This window comes from Novosphingobium sp., assembly GCF_040398825.1.
Lineage (GTDB): Bacteria > Pseudomonadota > Alphaproteobacteria > Sphingomonadales > Sphingomonadaceae > Novosphingobium.
Genome location: NZ_JBBATI010000052.1, coordinates 1 through 18,634 on the forward strand (window position 1 = coordinate 1; position 18,634 = coordinate 18,634).

Annotated in this window: 11 protein-coding genes and 1 pseudogene; 3 read left to right on the top strand and 9 right to left on the bottom strand. The window is 62.3% G+C overall.

Annotation, left to right across the window (positions count from 1 at the left end; all coding sequences use genetic code 11):
* Positions 1–66 precede the first annotated feature (66 nt).
* The 6 genes from ABWP89_RS17475 to ABWP89_RS17500 all read right to left on the bottom strand — a co-directional run bounded on the left by ABWP89_RS17475 (position 67) and on the right by ABWP89_RS17500 (position 11,807).
* Positions 67–990 (bottom strand): transglutaminase family protein, encoded by a 924-nt coding sequence (locus tag ABWP89_RS17475; protein WP_353230926.1) that lies wholly within the window; start codon positions 988–990, stop codon positions 67–69.
* Positions 990–3,446 (bottom strand): circularly permuted type 2 ATP-grasp protein, encoded by a 2,457-nt coding sequence (locus ABWP89_RS17480; RefSeq protein WP_502915324.1) that lies wholly within the window; start codon positions 3,444–3,446, stop codon positions 990–992. The genes ABWP89_RS17475 and ABWP89_RS17480 overlap by 1 nt, the downstream gene beginning before the upstream one ends.
* Positions 3,447–3,545: 99 nt before the next feature.
* A complete protein-coding gene (locus ABWP89_RS17485) occupies positions 3,546–6,971 on the bottom strand; it encodes a transglutaminase family protein (RefSeq protein WP_353230928.1) in 3,426 nt (1,141 codons plus the stop codon).
* Between the two features lie 66 nt (positions 6,972–7,037).
* On the bottom strand, positions 7,038–8,174 hold the full coding sequence (locus ABWP89_RS17490) for an alpha/beta hydrolase family protein (RefSeq protein ID WP_353230929.1): 1,137 nt from the start codon (positions 8,172–8,174) through the stop codon (positions 7,038–7,040).
* Positions 8,132–9,004: a hypothetical protein gene (locus ABWP89_RS17495; protein WP_353230930.1), complete on the bottom strand. Its 873-nt coding sequence runs from the start codon at positions 9,002–9,004 to the stop codon at positions 8,132–8,134. The genes ABWP89_RS17490 and ABWP89_RS17495 overlap by 43 nt, the downstream gene beginning before the upstream one ends.
* Positions 9,005–9,221: 217 nt before the next feature.
* Positions 9,222–11,807 carry a TonB-dependent receptor gene (locus ABWP89_RS17500; protein ID WP_353230931.1) on the bottom strand — a complete coding sequence of 862 codons (2,586 nt, stop codon included), beginning with the start codon at positions 11,805–11,807 and terminating at the stop codon, positions 9,222–9,224.
* A 645-nt stretch (positions 11,808–12,452) separates the two neighbouring features.
* Between ABWP89_RS17500 and ABWP89_RS17505 the strand changes: the two genes are divergently transcribed.
* Both ABWP89_RS17505 and ABWP89_RS17510 read left to right on the top strand, forming a co-directional pair.
* Positions 12,453–14,621, top strand: a complete 2,169-nt coding sequence (locus ABWP89_RS17505) for a beta strand repeat-containing protein (RefSeq protein WP_353230932.1) — start codon at positions 12,453–12,455, stop codon at positions 14,619–14,621.
* A gap of 237 nt (positions 14,622–14,858) precedes the next feature.
* Complete coding sequence (locus ABWP89_RS17510) at positions 14,859–16,163, top strand: tyrosine-type recombinase/integrase (protein WP_353230933.1); 1,305 nt, start codon at positions 14,859–14,861, stop codon at positions 16,161–16,163.
* 179 nt (positions 16,164–16,342) lie between these two features.
* Here ABWP89_RS17510 and ABWP89_RS17515 read toward each other — a convergent pair whose 3' ends face one another.
* From ABWP89_RS17515 to ABWP89_RS17525, 3 genes are all read right to left on the bottom strand, one after another.
* Positions 16,343–16,846: a hypothetical protein gene (locus ABWP89_RS17515; RefSeq protein ID WP_353230934.1), complete on the bottom strand. Its 504-nt coding sequence runs from the start codon at positions 16,844–16,846 to the stop codon at positions 16,343–16,345.
* Between the two features lie 257 nt (positions 16,847–17,103).
* Positions 17,104–17,541, bottom strand: coding sequence for a helix-turn-helix domain-containing protein (locus tag ABWP89_RS17520; RefSeq protein ID WP_353230935.1), 438 nt, complete (start codon positions 17,539–17,541; stop codon positions 17,104–17,106).
* Between the two features lie 11 nt (positions 17,542–17,552).
* Positions 17,553–17,837, bottom strand: a complete 285-nt coding sequence (locus tag ABWP89_RS17525; protein ID WP_353230936.1) for a DUF4258 domain-containing protein — start codon at positions 17,835–17,837, stop codon at positions 17,553–17,555.
* Positions 17,838–18,344: 507 nt separating this feature from the next.
* Here ABWP89_RS17525 and ABWP89_RS17530 point away from each other — a divergent pair.
* Positions 18,345–18,581 (top strand): annotated as a pseudogene (locus ABWP89_RS17530) (transposase); the annotation flags it as partial.
* Positions 18,582–18,634 lie beyond the last annotated feature (53 nt).

The window sequence follows — 18,634 nt, forward strand, 5'->3', positions numbered from 1 at the left end:
GTCGGGTGGGGAGGCGGGGCGGGCGGTATGAGTCGCGCTTTGCGCGAGTTGGTATGAGTTTCCGGTTTATCCCGTAACCGGCGCGACATCGACCGACACGGTCATGGTCTGGCGCGCGCCGCCGTGGAACACCCCGTCCAGCGGGGCGACATCGGCATAATCGCGCCCCATCGCGGTAAAGATATGGTCCGACCGCGCCAACGTGTCATTGGTCGGATCGAACCCGACCCAGCCCAGTTCTTCACCGCACCACAGGCTGGCCCAGGCATGGGTGGCATCGGCGCCCACCAGCCGGGGTTTGCCCGGCGGCGGGATGGTACGCAAATAGCCGCTGACGTAGGCGGCGGGGATGCCGTGCGCGCGCGCCGCCACAATCATCACATGCGCAAAATCCTGGCACACGCCGTGTCGCGCCTGAAACGCCTGTTCGGGCAGCGTTTTGGTGGTGGTGGCGGCGCCATCATAGGTAAATTCGTTGTGGATCGCGCGCATCAGTGCCGCGCCCGCAGCCAGCACGCCCTGCTGGGTGGGAAAAAACGGCAGTGCCCACGCCGCGATCGCGGGCGAACTGGGCGCCATCTGCGACGGATAAAGATAGCTGGCCGGGCCCATCGCGGTCAGATCGCGGTTCTGCGCGGCGCGGGTGCGCACTTGCGCCACGGTCGGCCCGCCCATCACCGGGTCTGCGCCGGTGCCGGCCAGTTCGGGCAGGTACATCGCGGCGATCAGCGACGGTTCTGACACATCGACGCGAAAACGGCTTTCTATGCGCAGTTTTGACAGCGGGTCACGGATGGTCAGCCGGCTGCGGTTGACGATAAACGGCCCTGCCTCTTCCTGAATCGACCATGGCACCGGGTCGATCGTCAGCCGGAACCGGTCGACCACCTGCCCCGGCCACGGCGCCGGGCGCAGCCGCAGGTTGAACCGCGCCAGCCGCACCGGGCTGGCATATTTGACCGTGGTCAGGTGGCGGATGTCATACAACATCAGGCGAGCAGCGTCGCGCCGCCGGTGCTGCGGTCTTTTTCGTATTGCAGAAAATAGCGCGCGGCGATGGTGTCCGACAGTGTCAGCAGCTGCTGTTCAACATCCTGGCGCAGGGCTTCGTCAAACAGGTCGATCGTCACGCCACGCAACTGCCCCTGCAGGGCCTGCGCCTGCAACAGCGGCGGTTCGGGCATCATGTCTTCGTTCAGGCTGGGCAGTGCGGCAATGTGGTCACACATGGCGTTGACCTGAAACATCAGGCTGCGCGGGTTGTCGGGATCGAGCAGCAGCAGATCAAGCACCGGATCGCGCGCCGGCCCGGTCAGATAGCGCGCGCGATAGGTGATCTGGTTGTCTGACAGATCCAGCAGCACGCCCAGCGCCTCTGCATCATCGCCGCCCAGCACTTCGACCGTGGCGCAGATGCCCAGCGCGCGTTCCAGCCGCCGCCCCAGATCAAGAAAGCGCCATGACGGCCCACGGTTGAAATTTTCCGCCACCAGCCCCGACAGCCCGTTCAGACGTTCGATCAATTCGCGCGCCACGCGCAACAGTGCCCCTGGCCGATGCGAATCGAGCGGCGGCAGCGAACGGCTGACCACGCGCCAGAAATCAGGGGTCAGCCGGTCGCGCAAGGTCAGCCCGGCGTTGCGGAACCGCGCGAAAATGGTGCCCACCCCGCCCGCCAGCGTGGTTTCTGCCAGCGCCGCATGTGCCGCCTGCGCCACTGGCAACCGCGCGGTGGCGCGCGACACCACGCCCCATTCAACCAGCAGACCCAGCAGCGCCGCCACCGCTTCGGGATTGTTCCCGGCCGAGGCATCGACCTCGATCATGCTGCCCAGCACCGCGCGGATGACCCGCAGCGTAATTTCCGCACGTTCGGCATAGCGGGCAAACCAGAACAGATTGTCCGCCGCCTGGCTGGCCAGGATGCCGCCACCGCGCCGCACTTTGGACGCCTGGTCCAGCCGGGTCGATACCAGCGCTGCGCGGGCTCCGGCGCCGGACGCCTGATTCTGCGCTTCATCGGGCACGTCATCGACGATGCACACATCGGCGGACATGTCGCCTTCGCCCATCCAGCCACTTTGCATCTGGTCGGTTGAAGACAGCCGCGCAAAGCCGCCGGGCATGACGGTCCATTGCCCATTGCCATCGCGCGCGACGAACGCGCGCAGGGTGAACGCACGCGGGGCAAAGCGTTCGTCGATCAATGCCGGGGTGGTCGCCAGCCGGACGATTTCCTGCCCGCAATAATCGAGCGGGCGGCGCTCCATCGCCGCCAGCAGGGTTTCGCGGGTCAGCCGTGACAGCGTCCCCCCGGCCAGACCATGCCCGGCGGGCAGGCCTTCGACCTTGCGCCCGAACGCCGATGTCACCACCAGTTCATCCAGCCGGTCGCGCACCGCGGCGGCCTGATCGGGCTGACCGCACCACCAGGTGGCGACATTGGGCAGGATCGGCGCTTCATCGCGCAACACGCCGCACAGATGTGGCAGGAATGCGGCAAAGGCAGGTGATTCAAGCACTTCCGCGCCCGGCGCGTTGATCAGTTCGACCCCGCCGCGCAACCACGCCTCAAACCCGTCGGGCACGCCGATTTCGCTGCGCGCATCGAACGCCAGCGGGTCCAGCGCGTTGGTATCGATCCACCGCCACAGCGCATCAATGCGTTTGGGCCCGGCAATAGTACGCACATAAAGCCGGTCATCGCTGACCGTCAGATCGCGGCCTTCGACCAGCGGGAAACCCAGATAGCGCGCCAGGTGCGCCTGTTCGGGATAGGACTGGTTGAGCCGGCCGGGGGTGAGCAGTGCGATGCGCGGCGATTCGCGCGAACAGGCACGCGCCATGCCGCTGCGCAGATCGGCAAAAAACTGCGCGAGCCGCCGCACATGCACATCGCCCAGCAGCGCGCCGGTGCTGCGCGACAGCGCCAGCCGGTTTTCCAGCGCATAACCCACGCCATTGGCCAGCCGCAGCCGATCCCCCTGCACGCGCCACTGCCCGCCCGGCCCGCACACCAGATCGGCGGCATAGACCGACAGGAAATGGCCATTGCCCTGCGGTGTGCCATCAGCGTTGCGGCCGGCCCGGGCGCCAATCACCTTACGCGTGAAAAAGCGGCTGCCGGCGACCAGCGTGGCGGGCAGATGGCCATCGGCAATCAGCCGTTGCGGCCCGTAAATGTCGGCGGTGACCGCCTCGATCAATTCGGCACGCTGGATCAGCCCGCGTTCGATTGTGCTCCACTGCGCGGCACCGATCACCAGCGGCATCGGCGACAGTGGCCAGGGCCGTTCTTCCGAATCGCCGGTCATGCGAAAGCTGAGGCCGAATTCCTGGATCTGGCGCGCAACCATCTCCGCCACCGAAATCCCCGCGTCTTCGCGCAAGGCAGTCAGCCCGGTGGCCATCGCCTGCCACTGCGCCGCAACCGGGGCCGGCGCCATGCGGTACAGATCGAGCGCGTCGGCGCCGACCGGATAATCGGTCAGCCGGGCACGCGCCGCCGGCGTTGGCGGGGAAGAGGTGGTCCTGGTTGCCAAAAATCAGGCCAGCCAGGCGGGGCGACGCAGATCGAGCGTCATCGGAAACTCTCCCGGGTGTTCGGCCGGCGGCGGGGCCAGCGTGCCGGGACTATGACCGTAAGGCTGGAAACGGGCAAGCCGTCGCGCTTCGGCCTCATAGGCATTGACGGGCACCGTATCGTAATGGCGCCCGCCGGGATGCGCGACGTGATAGACGCACCCGCCCAGCGACCGCCCCGACCAGGTATCATAGACATCGAAGGTCAGCGGGGCATGCGGCGGCATTTGCGGATGCAGGCAATTGGCCGGTTGCCACGCCTTGTACCGCACGCCACCGACGCTTTCACCCGGCACCGCAGTGGCATGCAGCGGCACGCGCCGGCCGTTGCAGGTAACCACGTGGCGCCCCGCCATCAGCCCGGTCACGCGCACCTGCAGCCGTTCGGTGGACGCATCGACATAGCGCACGGTGCCGCCGATCGCGCCGGTTTCGCCCAGCACATTCCACGGTTCCAGCGCGTGGCTGATTTCCAGCGTGACGCCGCCGGCATCAACCGTGCCGTGGACCGGAAAGCGGAACTGGCGCTGCGCCTCAAACCACACCGGATCAAAGTGATAACCGGCGCCGCGCAGATCGTTCAGCACATCACAGAAATCGGCCCACACGCATTCGCCCAGCATGAACCGGTCGTGCAATTGCGTGCCCCACCGCACCAGTGGCGCCTGGGGCGGCCCGGCCAGCGGTTCGCGCCAGAACCACGCGGCCAGCGCGCGCATCAGCAATTGCTGCGCCAGCGCCATGCGCGGTTCGGGCGGCATTTCAAACCCGCGAAATTCCACCAGCCCCAGCCGGCCGGTGGGGCCATCGGGCGAAAACAGCTTGTCGATGCAGATTTCGGTGCGGTGCGTGTTGCCGGTCACATCGACCAGCAGATTGCGGAACAGCCGATCGACCAGCCACGCCGGAATGTGCGGCGCGGATGATCCTGGCCCAGATGATCCTGGCGCAGTCGCCGACGGCACTTGTGCCAGCGCTATTTCCAGTTCGTACAGCCCGTCATGGCGCGCCTCGTCAATGCGCGGCGCCTGGCTGGTCGGGCCGATGAACAGCCCGGAAAACAGATAGCTGAGCGATGGGTGCCGCTGCCAGTAAACCACGAACGATTTCAGCAGATCGGGCCGGCGGATGAACGGCGAATCGAGCAGGCTGGGCCCGCCCAGCACGATATGGTTGCCGCCGCCGGTACCGGTGGCGCGGCCATCGATCATGAACTTGTCGGCGGTCAGCCCGATCTGGCGCGCGCAATCGTACAACGCCTCGGTAATCGCCACGGTTTCGCGCCACGATGCGGAAGGGTGAATGTTGACCTCGATCACGCCGGGGTCGGGGGTGATTTTCAGCACGGTCAGGCGCGGATCGGGCGGCGGGGGATAGCCTTCGATGCGCACCGGGGTGCCGGTTGCTTCGGCCACGTGTTCGATGCTGGCAACCAGGTCGAGATAATCCTCCAGCGTTTCCACCGGCGGAATGAACACGCACAGATGATCACCGCGCGGTTCGACGGTGACCGCAGTGCGCACCGCACCCTCGATCATGGTCTGTTCGACATAGCCGGTCGCGCTCGATTCCGGCGTGTCCACCGCCACCGAGCGTTGCGCCGGCGCGGCGGCATCGCGAACCTGTGCGCCGCGTTCGATCACTTGCGCGCGCAGATCGGGCAGGGCCTCACGCGGTTCGGCGGTGTCGCGGGGGTGGATATAGGGAAAATCGCCTGGGCCCACATAGGGCAGCGACCCCAGCGGCAGGCGATAGCCCAGCGCCGCATCGCCCGGCACCGCGAACAGCGCCCCGCGCCGCACTTTCCACCGTTCGGATCGCCACATGCGCGCCGGGTGCACTGCCGCCGCCTGCCAGCGCTGAACCGGCAGAACATAGCCGACAGGCCGGGTCAGCCCGCGCTGAAACGTGCGCATCATCCGCGCGCGTTCCTCTGCATCGTCGATCATGGGATCGGTCGGTGCAGTGTTGGCGGGCAATTGCGCCTCTCGCACGATCCATTCCACCGCGTCTTCGTAAACCGGCTGCGCGAACGCCGGGTCTACGCCCAAGGCTTGTGCAGTCTGCACCAGGAACTGTTCGGCATCGGCAGCATCGACCACAGGCGCGGCGGCCGGGGGTTGCGCAGGCGCATCGGGCAGCGTGCTGCGCGCGATCAGGTCGGCATTGCGCCACACCGGCACGCCATCTTTGCGCCAGTACAGCGAATAGCCCCAGCGCGGCAGGGTTTCCCCGGGATACCATTTGCCCTGCCCGTGATGCAGCAGCGAGCCTGGCGCAAAGCGGTCGCGCATCAGCCGGATCAACCGGTCGGCAAATACCGCCTTGGTCGGGCCGACCGCGCCCGCATTCCATTCGTCGGCTTCAAAATCGCCATCGCGGACAAACGTCGGTTCGCCCCCCATGGTCAGCCGGACATCGTGCGTGGCCAGATCGGCATCGACCTGATCGCCCAGCGCCAGGACCGCATCCCAGCGCGCATCGGTAAACGGTTTGGTGATGCGCACCGCCTCGGCAATGCGTGACACGGACATCTGGAACTGAAAATCGGCGTGGACCTGTTCCATCACTACGCCCTCTATCGGCGCGGCCGAACGGTAATGCGGGGTGGCGCACAACGGAATGTGGCCTTCGCCCGCGAACAGCCCCCAGGTCGCATCCAGCCCGATCCAGCCCGCACCCGGCAAATAGACTTCGGTCCAGGCGTGCAGGTCGCACACATCATTGGCCACCCCGCGCGGGCCATCGACCGCCGCCACATCGGGGGTCAGCTGAATCGAATAGCCCGATACAAACCGCGCGGCGAACCCCAGCCGGCGCAGCAATTGCACCATCAGCCAGGCCGAATCGCGGCACGATCCGTTGCCGATCTCCAGCGTTTCTTCGGGTTCCTGCACCCCGGCCTCCAGCCGGATGACATAGCCGACCGCCTGGTTGATGGCCTGGTTGATTGCCACCAGAAAATCGATGGTGCGGTCGCTGACCCCGCGAAACCGGTCATACAGCACGTCAAACAGCGGGCCTTGCGGTTCAACCTCGAAATAGGCGGCCAGATCCTCTGCCAGCGCCGGGTCATAGGCAAACGGATAGCTTTCGGCGTAGTCCTCGACAAAGAAATCGAACGGGTTGATCACCGCCAGTTCGGCCAGCAGATCCACCTCGATCGAAAAATGGTCGACCGGATCGGGAAACACCACGCGTGCCTGCCAATTGCCCAGCGGGTCCTGTTGCCAATTGATGAAATGGTTGGCCGGGCTGATTTTCAGCGCATAATTGGGCACCGCCGTGCGGCTGTGCGGCGCCGGCCGCAGCCGGATCACCTGCGGCCCCAGCCGGACCGGTTTGGAATAGTTGTAGCGGGTGAGGTGGTACAGGCCAGCTTTGATCATGGCTGCGGACTGTGGGCGATTGCGCGCGGGGCCGCAACGGCGAAAGGGTCGTTGCGGCCACCTTTGTCAGGGGTGCGCGCTGGTCGCGGGCACCGGCAGGTTCGATGCCGGCGCATCGGGCGGGTTGTGCCGGGTGACAAATTCGACCGAGGCCTGCAACATCTGCAACCGGGTTTCGCCCTTTGACAGCCAGTGGTCCTCCGCCAGCAGGGTTACGAATTCCACCGGTTTGCCCGCGCGGCGCAGCGCATCGGCCATCAGGGTGCTCTGGTTGAAATTGACGACGGTATCGTCCTTGCCGTGAATCAACAGGATCGGGGCATCGGCCTTGTCGGCAAAACGGACGGGCGAAATCGCCTGCAGATCACGGCCCGATCCAATCTCGCGCTTCAGATTGCGGATCAGCATCCGGTCAGAGTTGCTGGCAGTGGTATCATCGGCGATCATGCGCCCAAGATCGCCGATCCCGGCGATCGCCACGGCACAGCGATAGATACCGTGCTGCAAGGTGACCCCGGCCAGCGCCGCATAGCCGCCATAACTGGCGCCGACGATGCACACCCGACGCGGATCGACCACGCCCTGGCGCACCAGTTCGGCCAGACCATCGGAAATATCGGTCTGCATCTTGCGGCCCCATTCGCCGTCGCCCGCCTGTTGAAAAGCGACACCATAACCGGTTGAACCGCGGAAATTCGGCTGGAACACGGCATAGCCGCGCCAGGCAAAGGCCTGCGCGATCCAGTCGAACCGGATGTCGTCATAGGCCGCCGGGCCACCGTGCGGCAGAATCACCGCCGGCAAGCCCTTTGCCGGGCGGCCAGGCGCCAAGGTCACAGGCGGCAGGGTCAGCACGCCCTCCATCTTCAGCCCGTCAGCCGCGGTAAAGGGCACCATGGTCATCGGGCCGACATTGCCGGGGGCCAGGTCATAGGAATAACCCAGCGGATCGGCATGGCCGGTGGCGATATTGATCAGCCACCACGTTTCGGGATCGCCCGGACCTTCGGTTTTCACCAGGAGCCGGTCAAAGCCGGCGTTGCTGTCGGTCAGCAGCACCCGTTTGTCACCAAAGGCGCGGCGGGTGGTCTGATAGACCTTGTCCTGGCGCGGATCGAAAAAGTGGCCGTTGCCCGCCGCCGTGCGTTCGATATAGCCGGTCAGGCGGTGGCCGCTGTCCTGAAACACGCGATCGATCGCCACCCCGTCAAGCCAGGGCTGCGCCGCGCCCCCGCCAGCGGCACGGTAAACCAGTTGTCGGTGGCCGACGCAGCATCGCGCACACCATAGACCACGCCCGCCCCGTCGGGGGAAAATCCGATCAGGCTGACATTGCCGACCAGATCGGTGCCAGAGGCGAGTTTTTGGCCATTGCCGGTGGTCAGGGTCCAACCGCCATGATCGCTGTCGCGATCAAACACCGCGCCGATTGCGCCCTTGTCGTCGATCAGCCAGCTACGCCAGTTGTGATCGCCATCGGTATGGTAGGCCACGATGTGATGTTTGCGGGTCTGCAAATCGACTTCGTAAAGATCGGGGTTGGCCGTGACCAGCCGTCGGTCAATGTTCATAAGGTCGTTTGCCAGCGTGATGCCGCCGAAATAGCCGACCCAGTGGCCGTTTTTCCGGACGACGCCATAAATGCCCACCACGCCGCCGGCCATGTCCGCATCTTTGGCAAACACGTTCCACGGTTTTGATCCATCCAGCGGCAAAACCAGCACCGACCCCAGTTCCGCCTTGTCGGTGGTAAACCCGTCACCCAGATTGACCGTCCTGGAATAATCGATCAGCACGGCCTGATCACCCGCCCAGTCCAGCCCGCGAATCTTGGTGTCGGCGCCGATCGGTGTCTGAAACGTGGCCTGCAATCTGGGATCGAGCACCAGCACCAGGCGCGCCCCGTCGATCGTGGCCAGCACGGCAATATGATCGCCCGATGGCGATATCGCCGCCATTTCGAAACCGGGCAAATGGCCATACAGCGCCAGTGACGGCGGTTCTTCGGCCATGGCGGCGACCGGCAAGGCCATGATTGCCAACGCCAGAACCCGCACGCAAAGCGTCACTACCCGACCGAACCGCACCAAAGCCCCCACGCACTGCTTCTATCCGTGCAAGGTGTCATTGCGGCATGGGGGTGTCAAACCCGTGACTGGCCGATCTGCCGCGAAAATGGTGCGCCATGAAAAAGGGGGATTCCGGACGCCCCGGAATCCCCCTTTTTGCAAGCGCCTGTGTGGCAGACGATCAGAATTTCAGGCGGACACCGGCTTCATAGGTGGCGCCGTAATATTCGATCTGCTGCGGGTGCGCGGCATCGCCAAAGTTGTAGCGCAGCGCGGTGTTGAGCAGGTTCTTTGCGGCAAAATACACTTCATAATTCTTGGTGAACTTGTAGCTGCCGGCCAGGTCCATCGTCGTGCGGGCAGCCTGGATGTTGTCGGTGGTGCGGTCGCCGCCAAACCCGAACAGGCTGGCGCTGACATACTGGGCCGACAGGCGCAGATTGATCGGGCCTTTTTCGTAAAACCCGGCAAGGTTCCACGTCACGTTGGACGTGCCCGGCAGGCTGGCATATTCACCCTGGTATTCCAGGAAGTGCGATTTGACCAGGGTCAGGTTGGCTTCGACGCCAAGCCCGCTCAGCAGGCCGGGCAGGAACGCCAGTTTCTGCTGATACGCCAGTTCGATCCCGCGCGCATAGGCGTCTTCGTTGACGTAAGTGACGTAATCGCCCTTCACGCCGCCAAAGATCGGGTTGGTCTGCTGGGTCAGCGTTTTGGCAAAGATGTAGTTTTTGAATTCCTTGTCGAACACGCCGATCTGGATGATCCCGCCGTGTGGCAGATAATATTCCAGGTCCAGGTCAAAGTTGTTGCCGGTGGTCGGTTTCAGATCGGGGTTGCCTGCCGTATAAACCGGGCGTGTTCCGGTAAAATCGACCCCGGCATTTCCACCCGCCTGGGTAAAGCCAGGGCGCGCGATCCCGGTCGAGTAGGTCGCGCGCAGCAGCAGATCGTTGTTAAAGGAATACTTGAACTGCAGGGTCGGGAAAACGTTGGTGTATTTTTTGGTGTTGTTCACAAATGACGTGACATCGCCGGCATCAGTGGTCGTGGTCAGGTAATTGCCATAAGTCGCATCGGTTGCTTCGATGCGGACGCCGGTCAGCACGTTCAGTTTGCCGAATTCGCCTGTGTACATCAGGTAGCCGGCCGTGATGTTTTCCTTGTCACGGTAATCGCGGCTGATGGTCGGGGTCAGCGTCGGGATGGTGGTGTTCACCAGATTGGCGATGGCGCCCAGGTTGATCACCGGCGCGCTGGGATAACGACCGAAATAATAATTGTTGGGCTGCGGCACGCTCATCGCATAGTCCGACAGAACCACGCTTGAGCCTTTGGCAAAGGTCGAGGAACCACCGAAATCGTCGACGCTTTTGGTGCGGCGGCGAATGCTGATCCCGGCCTTGATCTGCCCGGTGCCACCGAACCATTCAACCGGATAGCGGGCGTTGAACACGCCGGCATATTCGTGGTCGTTGTCATGTTCGCCGAACCGCGACAATTTCACTTTGCCGTTGGCGCCGCCATACTGCGTGGCATCGTTCGACACGAACGGGCTGGTCAGTGCCGCATCGTTGAACAGTTTGAATTGGTAATGATCGGGATTGCTGTTGTTGTAGGTGCCGAAATATTTGTCGGCGCCATAAAACCGCGCTTCGGTATAGTAATCCTGGTTGTACGTGCCTTGCACAAAGCTGGCGCGGTAATCGATCACCAGATCACCGAAATGGTCTTCGCCGCCAGCCGCAGCCATCGTGTTGCGGAATGTTTCCTGCGTGTTGACCGCATCAACCTGCGGCTGGAAAACATCGGTGACAAAGCCCTTGGCATCGGGGGCCGAAGGGGACCCATCGAACTGCGCGTAGAAGTGCTGCTTGTACTGCGATTCGGTGTACCCGGCGACGTTCACCCGCGCAAAATACGTGTGGTCGGTGCTGGGCGTGTAATCCAGTTCCCCGCCATAACCAAAGCGGCGGCGGCTGTAGTCATAGTGGCGGAAATCGACGCGGTCGAACACCTTGTCGCCGGCATAGCTTGGTTCCAGATCGTCGATTGCGCGGCGGTCATCCTTGCGCGACGCGGTTACCACGAACGACAGATCGCCCAGCTTTGCGCCGGCAGCGATGCTGGCGGTGTAAGGCCCGGCTTTCTTGTGGAGCGGTTCATACCCGGCGCCCAGTTCCAGTTCGACAAACGGCTTGGTCACGTTTTTGGCGGTCCGCGGCGTGATGTCGATCTGCCCGCCCAGCCCTTCGGCTTCGCGATCGGGCGACAGCGTCTTGTACACCACCAGGCCGTCGATCGCGCCGGTGGGCACGGTGTCGAATTCCACCGCGCGGCCGGTGCCCGATGCCACGGTGTTGCTGGGGTGAGTGCCGACCAGCGACACGCCGCCATAGGTCGCGCCGTTCAGGTTTGAATCGATCCCGCGAATGTTGACAAACCGGCCTTCGCCAGTGTCGCTCGACAACGAAACGCCAGGGATGCGGCCCAGCGCCTCTGCCGCGTTGAAATCAGGGTATTTCTTGATTGTTTCGATCGACTGGATGTTGACCAGCACCGGCGCGATTTTCTGGATCGCGCGCGACAGGTCTTCCTGCCGCTGGGCGGTGACGACGATCGAATTGGCCTTTTCCGCCTGTTCGGTTTCCGCGCTTTCCGGCGCCTCAACCTTTTCGGCCGTTTCGGCGGCGAAAGCAGCGTGTGGCGCCCACAGGCACAGGCTGAGCACCGAGGCGGATACGAGTTTAAGCGATTTGAATGGCATGAGGACCCCCTGCGAACCATGATCATGGGACACGCCGCGGCCCGGTCGGGTCACAGCGCATCGTCGTGGGCCGCCGGTCGCATTGATTTGCGACAGTCATATGACTTTCGAGAATGGGTGCGCCTGCCCTGAAGGGCGTGAAAGGATGCTTTGCCGGTGAACGGAATGGCACAGGATCCGCAAGAACGAGCATGGCCGCCGACACTCGCGCACCGCCGTTGGTTGACGAATTATTCTTATTTTATCTTATAGATATAGATAGTTATGCCAATTATGGGGGGTCAGTCAGGCGACAGTGTCCGCACAGGCGATGACTGCGGAACCGCCCCTGGCACCGTCGTGCAGACAGTCGCACACAGGCCTGTGCCAGGCACAGGCAGCGGCGTTGCAGCCCCTTGATTGCCAAAATAAAATGTTCCGGCGCCATCATCAGCCGGCTTTGCGCAAAGACCACGGCACAGCCACCCGACCGCGCAACTGTCACATGACCGTAGGGTTACAGTGCGATAGCGTTGCCTGCACACTGGCGACCTGTGCGCGACGCCCTGAAACCACGCCCGCGGGGGTGGTGTTCTGCTGGTATCGGCAGGGCGAAACCACCGGACGGTCAGACGTGCAGCCAGATCTATTCGAGGTTCCATCCTGATGCCTGCCGGCCAGACCTATACCCTGACCATCGATCCCGACACGGTAACCGGCGATGCGGCGGCGAACACGATCGTCGCCACCAGCGCGACGCTGTCATCCGGGGACCTGATCGATGCCGGCAGTGGCGGCAGCAACACGCTGGACCTGCAGGGCGCCGGCACCTTTGATCTGACCGCGCCCACCACGCTGACCGGCATCGCGACGGTCACCGCCACCGAACTGGCGGGGCTGGCGTGGCAGACCGTGACGATGCGGTCCGGCCTGAACGTAACCGTCAATGTTACCAGCGTCGCCGGCGGGCAGATCTATCTGTTCGGCGGCAACGATGCCGATGTGTTCAACCTGGGCAGCGGCGCCGATGTCATAACGCTGGGCAGCGCAGCCGAAACCGTCAATGGCGGCGGCGGCCCGGCGCTGGTCAACATGACCGCTGCAACCGCCGGCGCATTGGTCATGGGGCATGGCAGCACCACCACGCTGGGCATTTCGGGCGGCGGCCTGGTTGCGCTGAACGCCGCCGACAGCGGGATCACGCTGATCAAGCTGGCGGCAGCGGCGGTGGCGTACAATCTGGTCACCACCAGCCAGGGCGGCGTGGTGATCACCGACAATTCCACCACCGCGGACATTATCGCGCTGAATTCGGCCAAGGACACGCTGATCTGCAAGGCCGCCAGCGTGACCGCCCAGGTCAGCGCGGCCAATGCGGGCGCGCTGGTCTATGGCGGCACCGGCGCCGATATTCTGGAAATCACCACCGGCGGCAAGGCGGTGCTGAACCCGGCAACAGTGCGGGTGCATGTCGTGCTGACGCAGGCGACCGACCTGACGTTGAACAGCAACGTGACCGGCGTGACCGGCAGTTCGGGCGATGATACCGTGACGTTGACCACCGCCAACCTGAAAGCGACGACATCGCTCAACGGTGGCGGCGGAGCCAATACGCTGGTGCTGAAGGACGGGGGCGCATTCAGGCTGTCGCGGCCATCCACGCTGACCAATTTCCAGACCATCGATGTGTTCGAAGGCATCAGCCAGACGATAACCACCCGCGCCGGCATGACCTCCACGATCGTGGTGCTGGCGCCGCCAGCCAATGCCAGCGGCAATGCCATCACGCTGAACGGTTCAAAGGACAGCGTGGTGTTCAACCTAGGCGCCGGCACCGATACGGTGAACCTGGGCAGCAGCACCGAAACCGTCAACGCCGGCACCGGCACCGCCATCATCAATGCCAAGGCCACCAGCGCCGGCGCACTGATCCATGGCGGCAGCGGCATGACCACGCTGACCATTCGCGGCGGCGGCACCGCCACGATGAACGCCGCCGACAGCGGGATATCCACCGTTACGCTGGGCGCGACCAAATACGCCTATACCTTCACCGCCAATGCCCAGGCCGGGTTGACCATCGTCGATCAGGGTTTTGGCTATGACACGGTGACCGCCGGCGGGGCGTACCAGACGATCACCGGCGGCGCGCACGGCAAACTGACCATGGTGGCCGCCGATGCAGGATACGACACGCTCACCGATACGGCGGCGGTCATCAGCGGCGATACGATCGTCAATTTTGCACGGATCGGCAATGCGATCGACGTGACCGATCTCGACAGCAGCAGGATCACCGGCACGTTTACCGAAAACGACGCAGGCACCGCCGCACAACTGACGCTGACCGATGGTGTACATGCGATGACCCTGACGCTGGCCGGGGCATTCATGCCCGCCGGCGCATCGGGCAGCCTGCCCGCAGCGGGCCTGGTCGTTGCCTCTGACGGCCACACCGGTACGATCATCGAATATGCCGGAACAACCGCCACCGTGCTGGATGGCAGCCCCGGCAGCCGCGTGGTGATCGCCAATTCTGCTGGCGACACGCTGATCGGCGGGGCGGGCGATACGCTGTATGGCGGCGCCGGGGCTGATACCTTTGCCTTTCACGCCGGGTTCGGGCTGGAATCGGTCGAACGCTTTACTGCCAGCGGCGCCAGCCACGATGTGATCCAGTTCGACCACGGCGTGTTCGCCGACTGGGCCCACGTGCTGGGCGCAACCATGCAACAGGGCGCCGACCTGACCATCACGCTCGACCCCGGCGACGTCATCACGCTGAAAAACGTATCGCTCGCCAGCTTTACCGAACAGAACGCCAGCTTCGTCTGAACCGAAGGCGCGGGCAGACGTAACCTGTCGCTTGCGCGAGGCATCGCGCGGACAGGATGGCGGGTGATGTCGGGAAAATGGATGCCCCGCGAGGATTATCGTTTGCGACCAACGATGTCCTGAAGTGTCCATCAAGCTTCTAATAATAAAGGATTTTATGAAATCGCCCTTCCGCTTATCACCATTGAAATCCACCTGAAACCGGATCATAGTGTGGGGACGAATGTGGGGACCGGTATGGGCAAACTGACGTCGACCAAAGTGCGCAACACGAGGCCCGGCACGGGCGCAGACGGAAAGCCGACGAAAGCCATCTTTCAGGATGGCGATGGTCTGTTCCTGCTTGTGAAGCCGTCAGGCGCCCGGTTCTGGATGCTGCGGGTGCAAGTGGGCGGTAAGCGCCGCGACATTGGCCTGGGCGCTGTCGATGTTGACAGGGCGGCGCATGAGGCTTTTGGTGACCACGACCCGGTGGCCGATACGTCCCTGATGCTGCGCAAGTCGCTGTCTCTGGCGGAAGCGCGCAAGAAAGCCGCTGCGCTGCGCGAACTGGCCAAGGCCGGCGCCAACCCCGTTGCCGAGCGAGACAAGGAACGCCGCGCGATCCCGACCTTTGCCGAGGCAGTGAAAACGGCACACCAAGCGCTTTCGTCCGGTTGGGCAGCGCGCACCGCCGATGCCTTCAAAGCCTCGCTGGTGGAACACGCAAACCCGAAGCTTGGCGCAATGAAAGTGGATACCATCGGCGCGGCTGACATCATCAACGCGCTGGCCCCGATCTGGACCGACAAGCCGGTGATGGCGCGCAAGGTCCGCGCCCGGATCATGCAAGTGCTGGCCTTTGCCAAGGCGCGTGGCTGGCGGACCGATTCCCTGCCCGATGCGCGCGAACTGCGCACCGGTCTTTCAAAGCAACCACGAGGCGGAAATTTTGCCGCAGTCCCGTTTGTCGACGTGCCCGACTTTGTGGCCGATCAACTGGTCAAGGACCAGGTGACCAGCCGTTTGGCGTTGCTATTTGCCATCCTGACCAGCGCACGCTCTGGCGAGGTTCGCCTTGCCACGTGGGACAAAATCGATCTTGAGGGGCGAACTTGGGCGCGCACGGCCGACGACATGAAGAGCGATGTTGCGCACGTTGCGACTCTGAACGACGCGGCGATTGCCATCCTTGAACGAATGGCCCCCAAGGAACAGCGCGAAGGCCTGATCTTCCCCGGCTCAAAACCTGGCAAGCCTTTGTCTGATATGTCGCTAAGCAAAGTGCTGCGGTTGGCTGGCCGCACCGAAACGGTGCATGGCTTCCGCTCTGCATTCCGAGATTGGGCCGCGGAAAAGATGCCTACCATCCCTGCGATGGTCGCCGAAATGGCGCTGGCCCACCGCGTCGGTAGCGCGACCGAGCAGGCCTATCTACGGACAGACCTGCGGGACATGCGCCGCGCGCTGATGGATGCGTGGGGCCGCCACGTTGCACCGTCGCTTTGCGATGCAGCAGGCAACGTGGTGTCGATGAACGCGGACAAACGGGCCGTAGCTTAATTTAAAATTTTCTTAGCCACGAACATTTCGATATTTCTTTTAAAAGCGCCCTGCAAATTTTCTTTGGCAGATTCCGTGTCAGCAACTGTCTTTGGGGGGAACGTTTTTAACGGTGACAATTGAAGGAACGTTTTTTTGTAGTTTGTTTCAACACCATTTTTGATTTGTCTATAAATCATCTAAGAAATTAGAGATCTGTTCCAGCCATCTTTTTCGTAGGTGATTCTGACGATTCTAAATTCTGCTCGACAGGGAACATTCGGTATATTTGAATGAAGCTGCTCATCCATTGCTCTTATGCTCACTAGATTGCCAGGCATGGGCTGTTCGACGACTATTTTGTAATCTTCTAATTTTAAGAGTTTGGAAAGTCCCACAGTTTCTATGAGAGCTAATTGAGATGGCGTATCTAGCCAGGATTCAGTCAACTTCTCAATTTCGTCATTTGAATATAGGTGTGATGGCGACCCTACGGAATCGACAATTGCACCGACCAAACCGTTAAATTGGAATCCAAAGAAGGCATGATGCGCTTCAGTTGGCCAGATGTGCAACTCACATCGAGGATCATTCAAAATTTTATCGGTAGATTTTCCGACATCCTCTGCTTGAGCCCAAGTAGAATTTATTAAAATTCCAATACAATAACCGGTCATCAAATAAGAAGATCGAAGCTTTCTCATGCAAACCGTCCAGAAAGTTTTTCCGACAACCGTTCACCAAATTAATATTTCCGCGCACCCGGCTAATTGTGACGGCACATAATTTAACGCTTTTTAGACCGCAGGCTGTAAAATCTAGATTTTCTCGAATTTTTCCACGATATCCAGATTATGGCATGGGTCAGGCGCAGTGTAGTTTGCCACCCAATCATTCGTTGCAGCCACGTTACCGACCTCTCTGTTGCGTCACATCAAATATTGGTCCCGCTGGGAGAACATTACGCAGCAACCTTCCACCCGCCATTGTCCTGCGCAAGCGTAATGCGGGCATCGCTGTCGTCCAGATCGGAATCCGCCAGCCGCTCGATCATTTCGCGGATATGAGCATTGCCCTCGTTCAATTCCCGATAGATTGCGCGAATAAACCGGTCCGCAATCTTTGGCTGGCCGCCCCGTTTTTCCCATAGCGCAACTGTCTGTGCTTCATTGCCCAGCATGGCGGCCAGCTTGGCCTGGCTCAGCCCCATTTCCTGGCGCAGGAATCGCAATTCGGTGCCGGTCAGCTTTCCGCCCTTGTTCACCAGCCCGCGCGCAATGGCGTGGTGCAGGCCTTCCAGATCGTGGATGGCGATACCAGGCCCATAAGGGGTGTCGTGTTCGTCATAGCCGTTCGCCAGCCAGACGTTGCGAAGGCCGCATTCCCGATAATGATACATGCTCGCCTCCTTTAAAAAACGGTGATGACGATCGCCCGGTTGGGAACATCGATTGCCACCGCCACGTCCAGATCCTTGCCCGCGATCCGATGCGTCACGGTCAGTTTCCAGTTCCCATGCATGTCCAGCGCCACCGGCTCGCTGGCGATCCCGTGTTGCAGGCAAGTCAGAACCTGCGACAGCGAAACCTTGCGTTGCCGCATGCGATGCCGGGCGTGATGGGTGAAGATGACGCGGGCACTGTCCTGGGCAATTTCGCGTAGGACTTTTAGCGCCGTTGCATCGTTCATCCGCATGGGGACCGGCTTCGTCATACCCTATAAATATTATAGGTTGGTTGCTTTGGCAAGCGCAGGTGCGGGACGCTTGACGGCAAATCGACGTGATTTACGCGAACGCGCGGCGCTATGCCGCAAGGCGCCAGGCAATCGGCCGTTCTATCTGGCCATCAAATCAGAGTGATTTGCACCGAGCGGCCGCAAATCAGTCTACCTGAAAAGCGACGATTCCCTCAAAGGCGCGGCTTCTCTTGGCTTTTGGTGGCGACAAGTCGCGTACGGTGTGCCTGATTTTTTGCTCTATCCGTCGGCCCCAACTAGCCGCCCTATCCCGTTGGACGTTCTGCCTGCTCTGACCGGTGGATATGATCGCGTCCCGGGACGTGGTGTAGGTTTCGAGGGTAGCGCTGCTGGCCGGACGCGCGCTTTCCATATCGCGCTGTAGCGGCCGGCCAGTGGCGCGGGTGGTCACCGTGATTTTCGGATAGGTTTGGGTTGCGAAACTCCGACCTTGAAGGAACCACGATGACCGACCCCATGATGCACCTGCGCTCGCTGCTGGAAAAGACCCCTGATGCGGATATTTTGCGCGATATGATCTCGTTTGCTGCCGAGCGGCTGATGGAGATCGAAGTTGGCGGCCTAACCGGCGCTGGCTATGGCGAGAAGTCGCCGACGCGGCTTGCCCAGCGCAATGGCCACCGCGAGCGCGACTGGCACACCCGCGCCGGGACTGTCGAACTGCGCATCCCCAAATTGCGTGTGGATCGGCGTGCAAAAGGAACCCGGTTAGCGGGGTGATCGGCGTCCAAAAG

Bases quoted from the DNA above. Each gene is read 5' to 3' on its own strand.
- ABWP89_RS17475 (WP_353230926.1), bottom strand. From the start codon at position 990: ATGTTGTATGACATCCGCCACCTGACCACGGTCAAATATGCCAGCCCG.
- ABWP89_RS17480 (WP_502915324.1), bottom strand. From the start codon at position 3,446: ATGGCGCCGGCCCCGGTTGCGGCGCAGTGGCAGGCGATGGCCACCGGG.
- ABWP89_RS17485 (WP_353230928.1), bottom strand. From the start codon at position 6,971: ATGATCAAAGCTGGCCTGTACCACCTCACCCGCTACAACTATTCCAAA.
- ABWP89_RS17495 (WP_353230930.1), bottom strand. From the start codon at position 9,004: ATGGCCTTGCCGGTCGCCGCCATGGCCGAAGAACCGCCGTCACTGGCG.
- ABWP89_RS17500 (WP_353230931.1), bottom strand. From the start codon at position 11,807: ATGCCATTCAAATCGCTTAAACTCGTATCCGCCTCGGTGCTCAGCCTG.
- ABWP89_RS17505 (WP_353230932.1), top strand. From the start codon at position 12,453: ATGCCTGCCGGCCAGACCTATACCCTGACCATCGATCCCGACACGGTA.
- ABWP89_RS17510 (WP_353230933.1), top strand. From the start codon at position 14,859: ATGGGCAAACTGACGTCGACCAAAGTGCGCAACACGAGGCCCGGCACG.
- ABWP89_RS17515 (WP_353230934.1), bottom strand. From the start codon at position 16,846: ATGAGAAAGCTTCGATCTTCTTATTTGATGACCGGTTATTGTATTGGA.
- ABWP89_RS17520 (WP_353230935.1), bottom strand. From the start codon at position 17,541: ATGTATCATTATCGGGAATGCGGCCTTCGCAACGTCTGGCTGGCGAAC.
- ABWP89_RS17525 (WP_353230936.1), bottom strand. From the start codon at position 17,837: ATGCGGATGAACGATGCAACGGCGCTAAAAGTCCTACGCGAAATTGCC.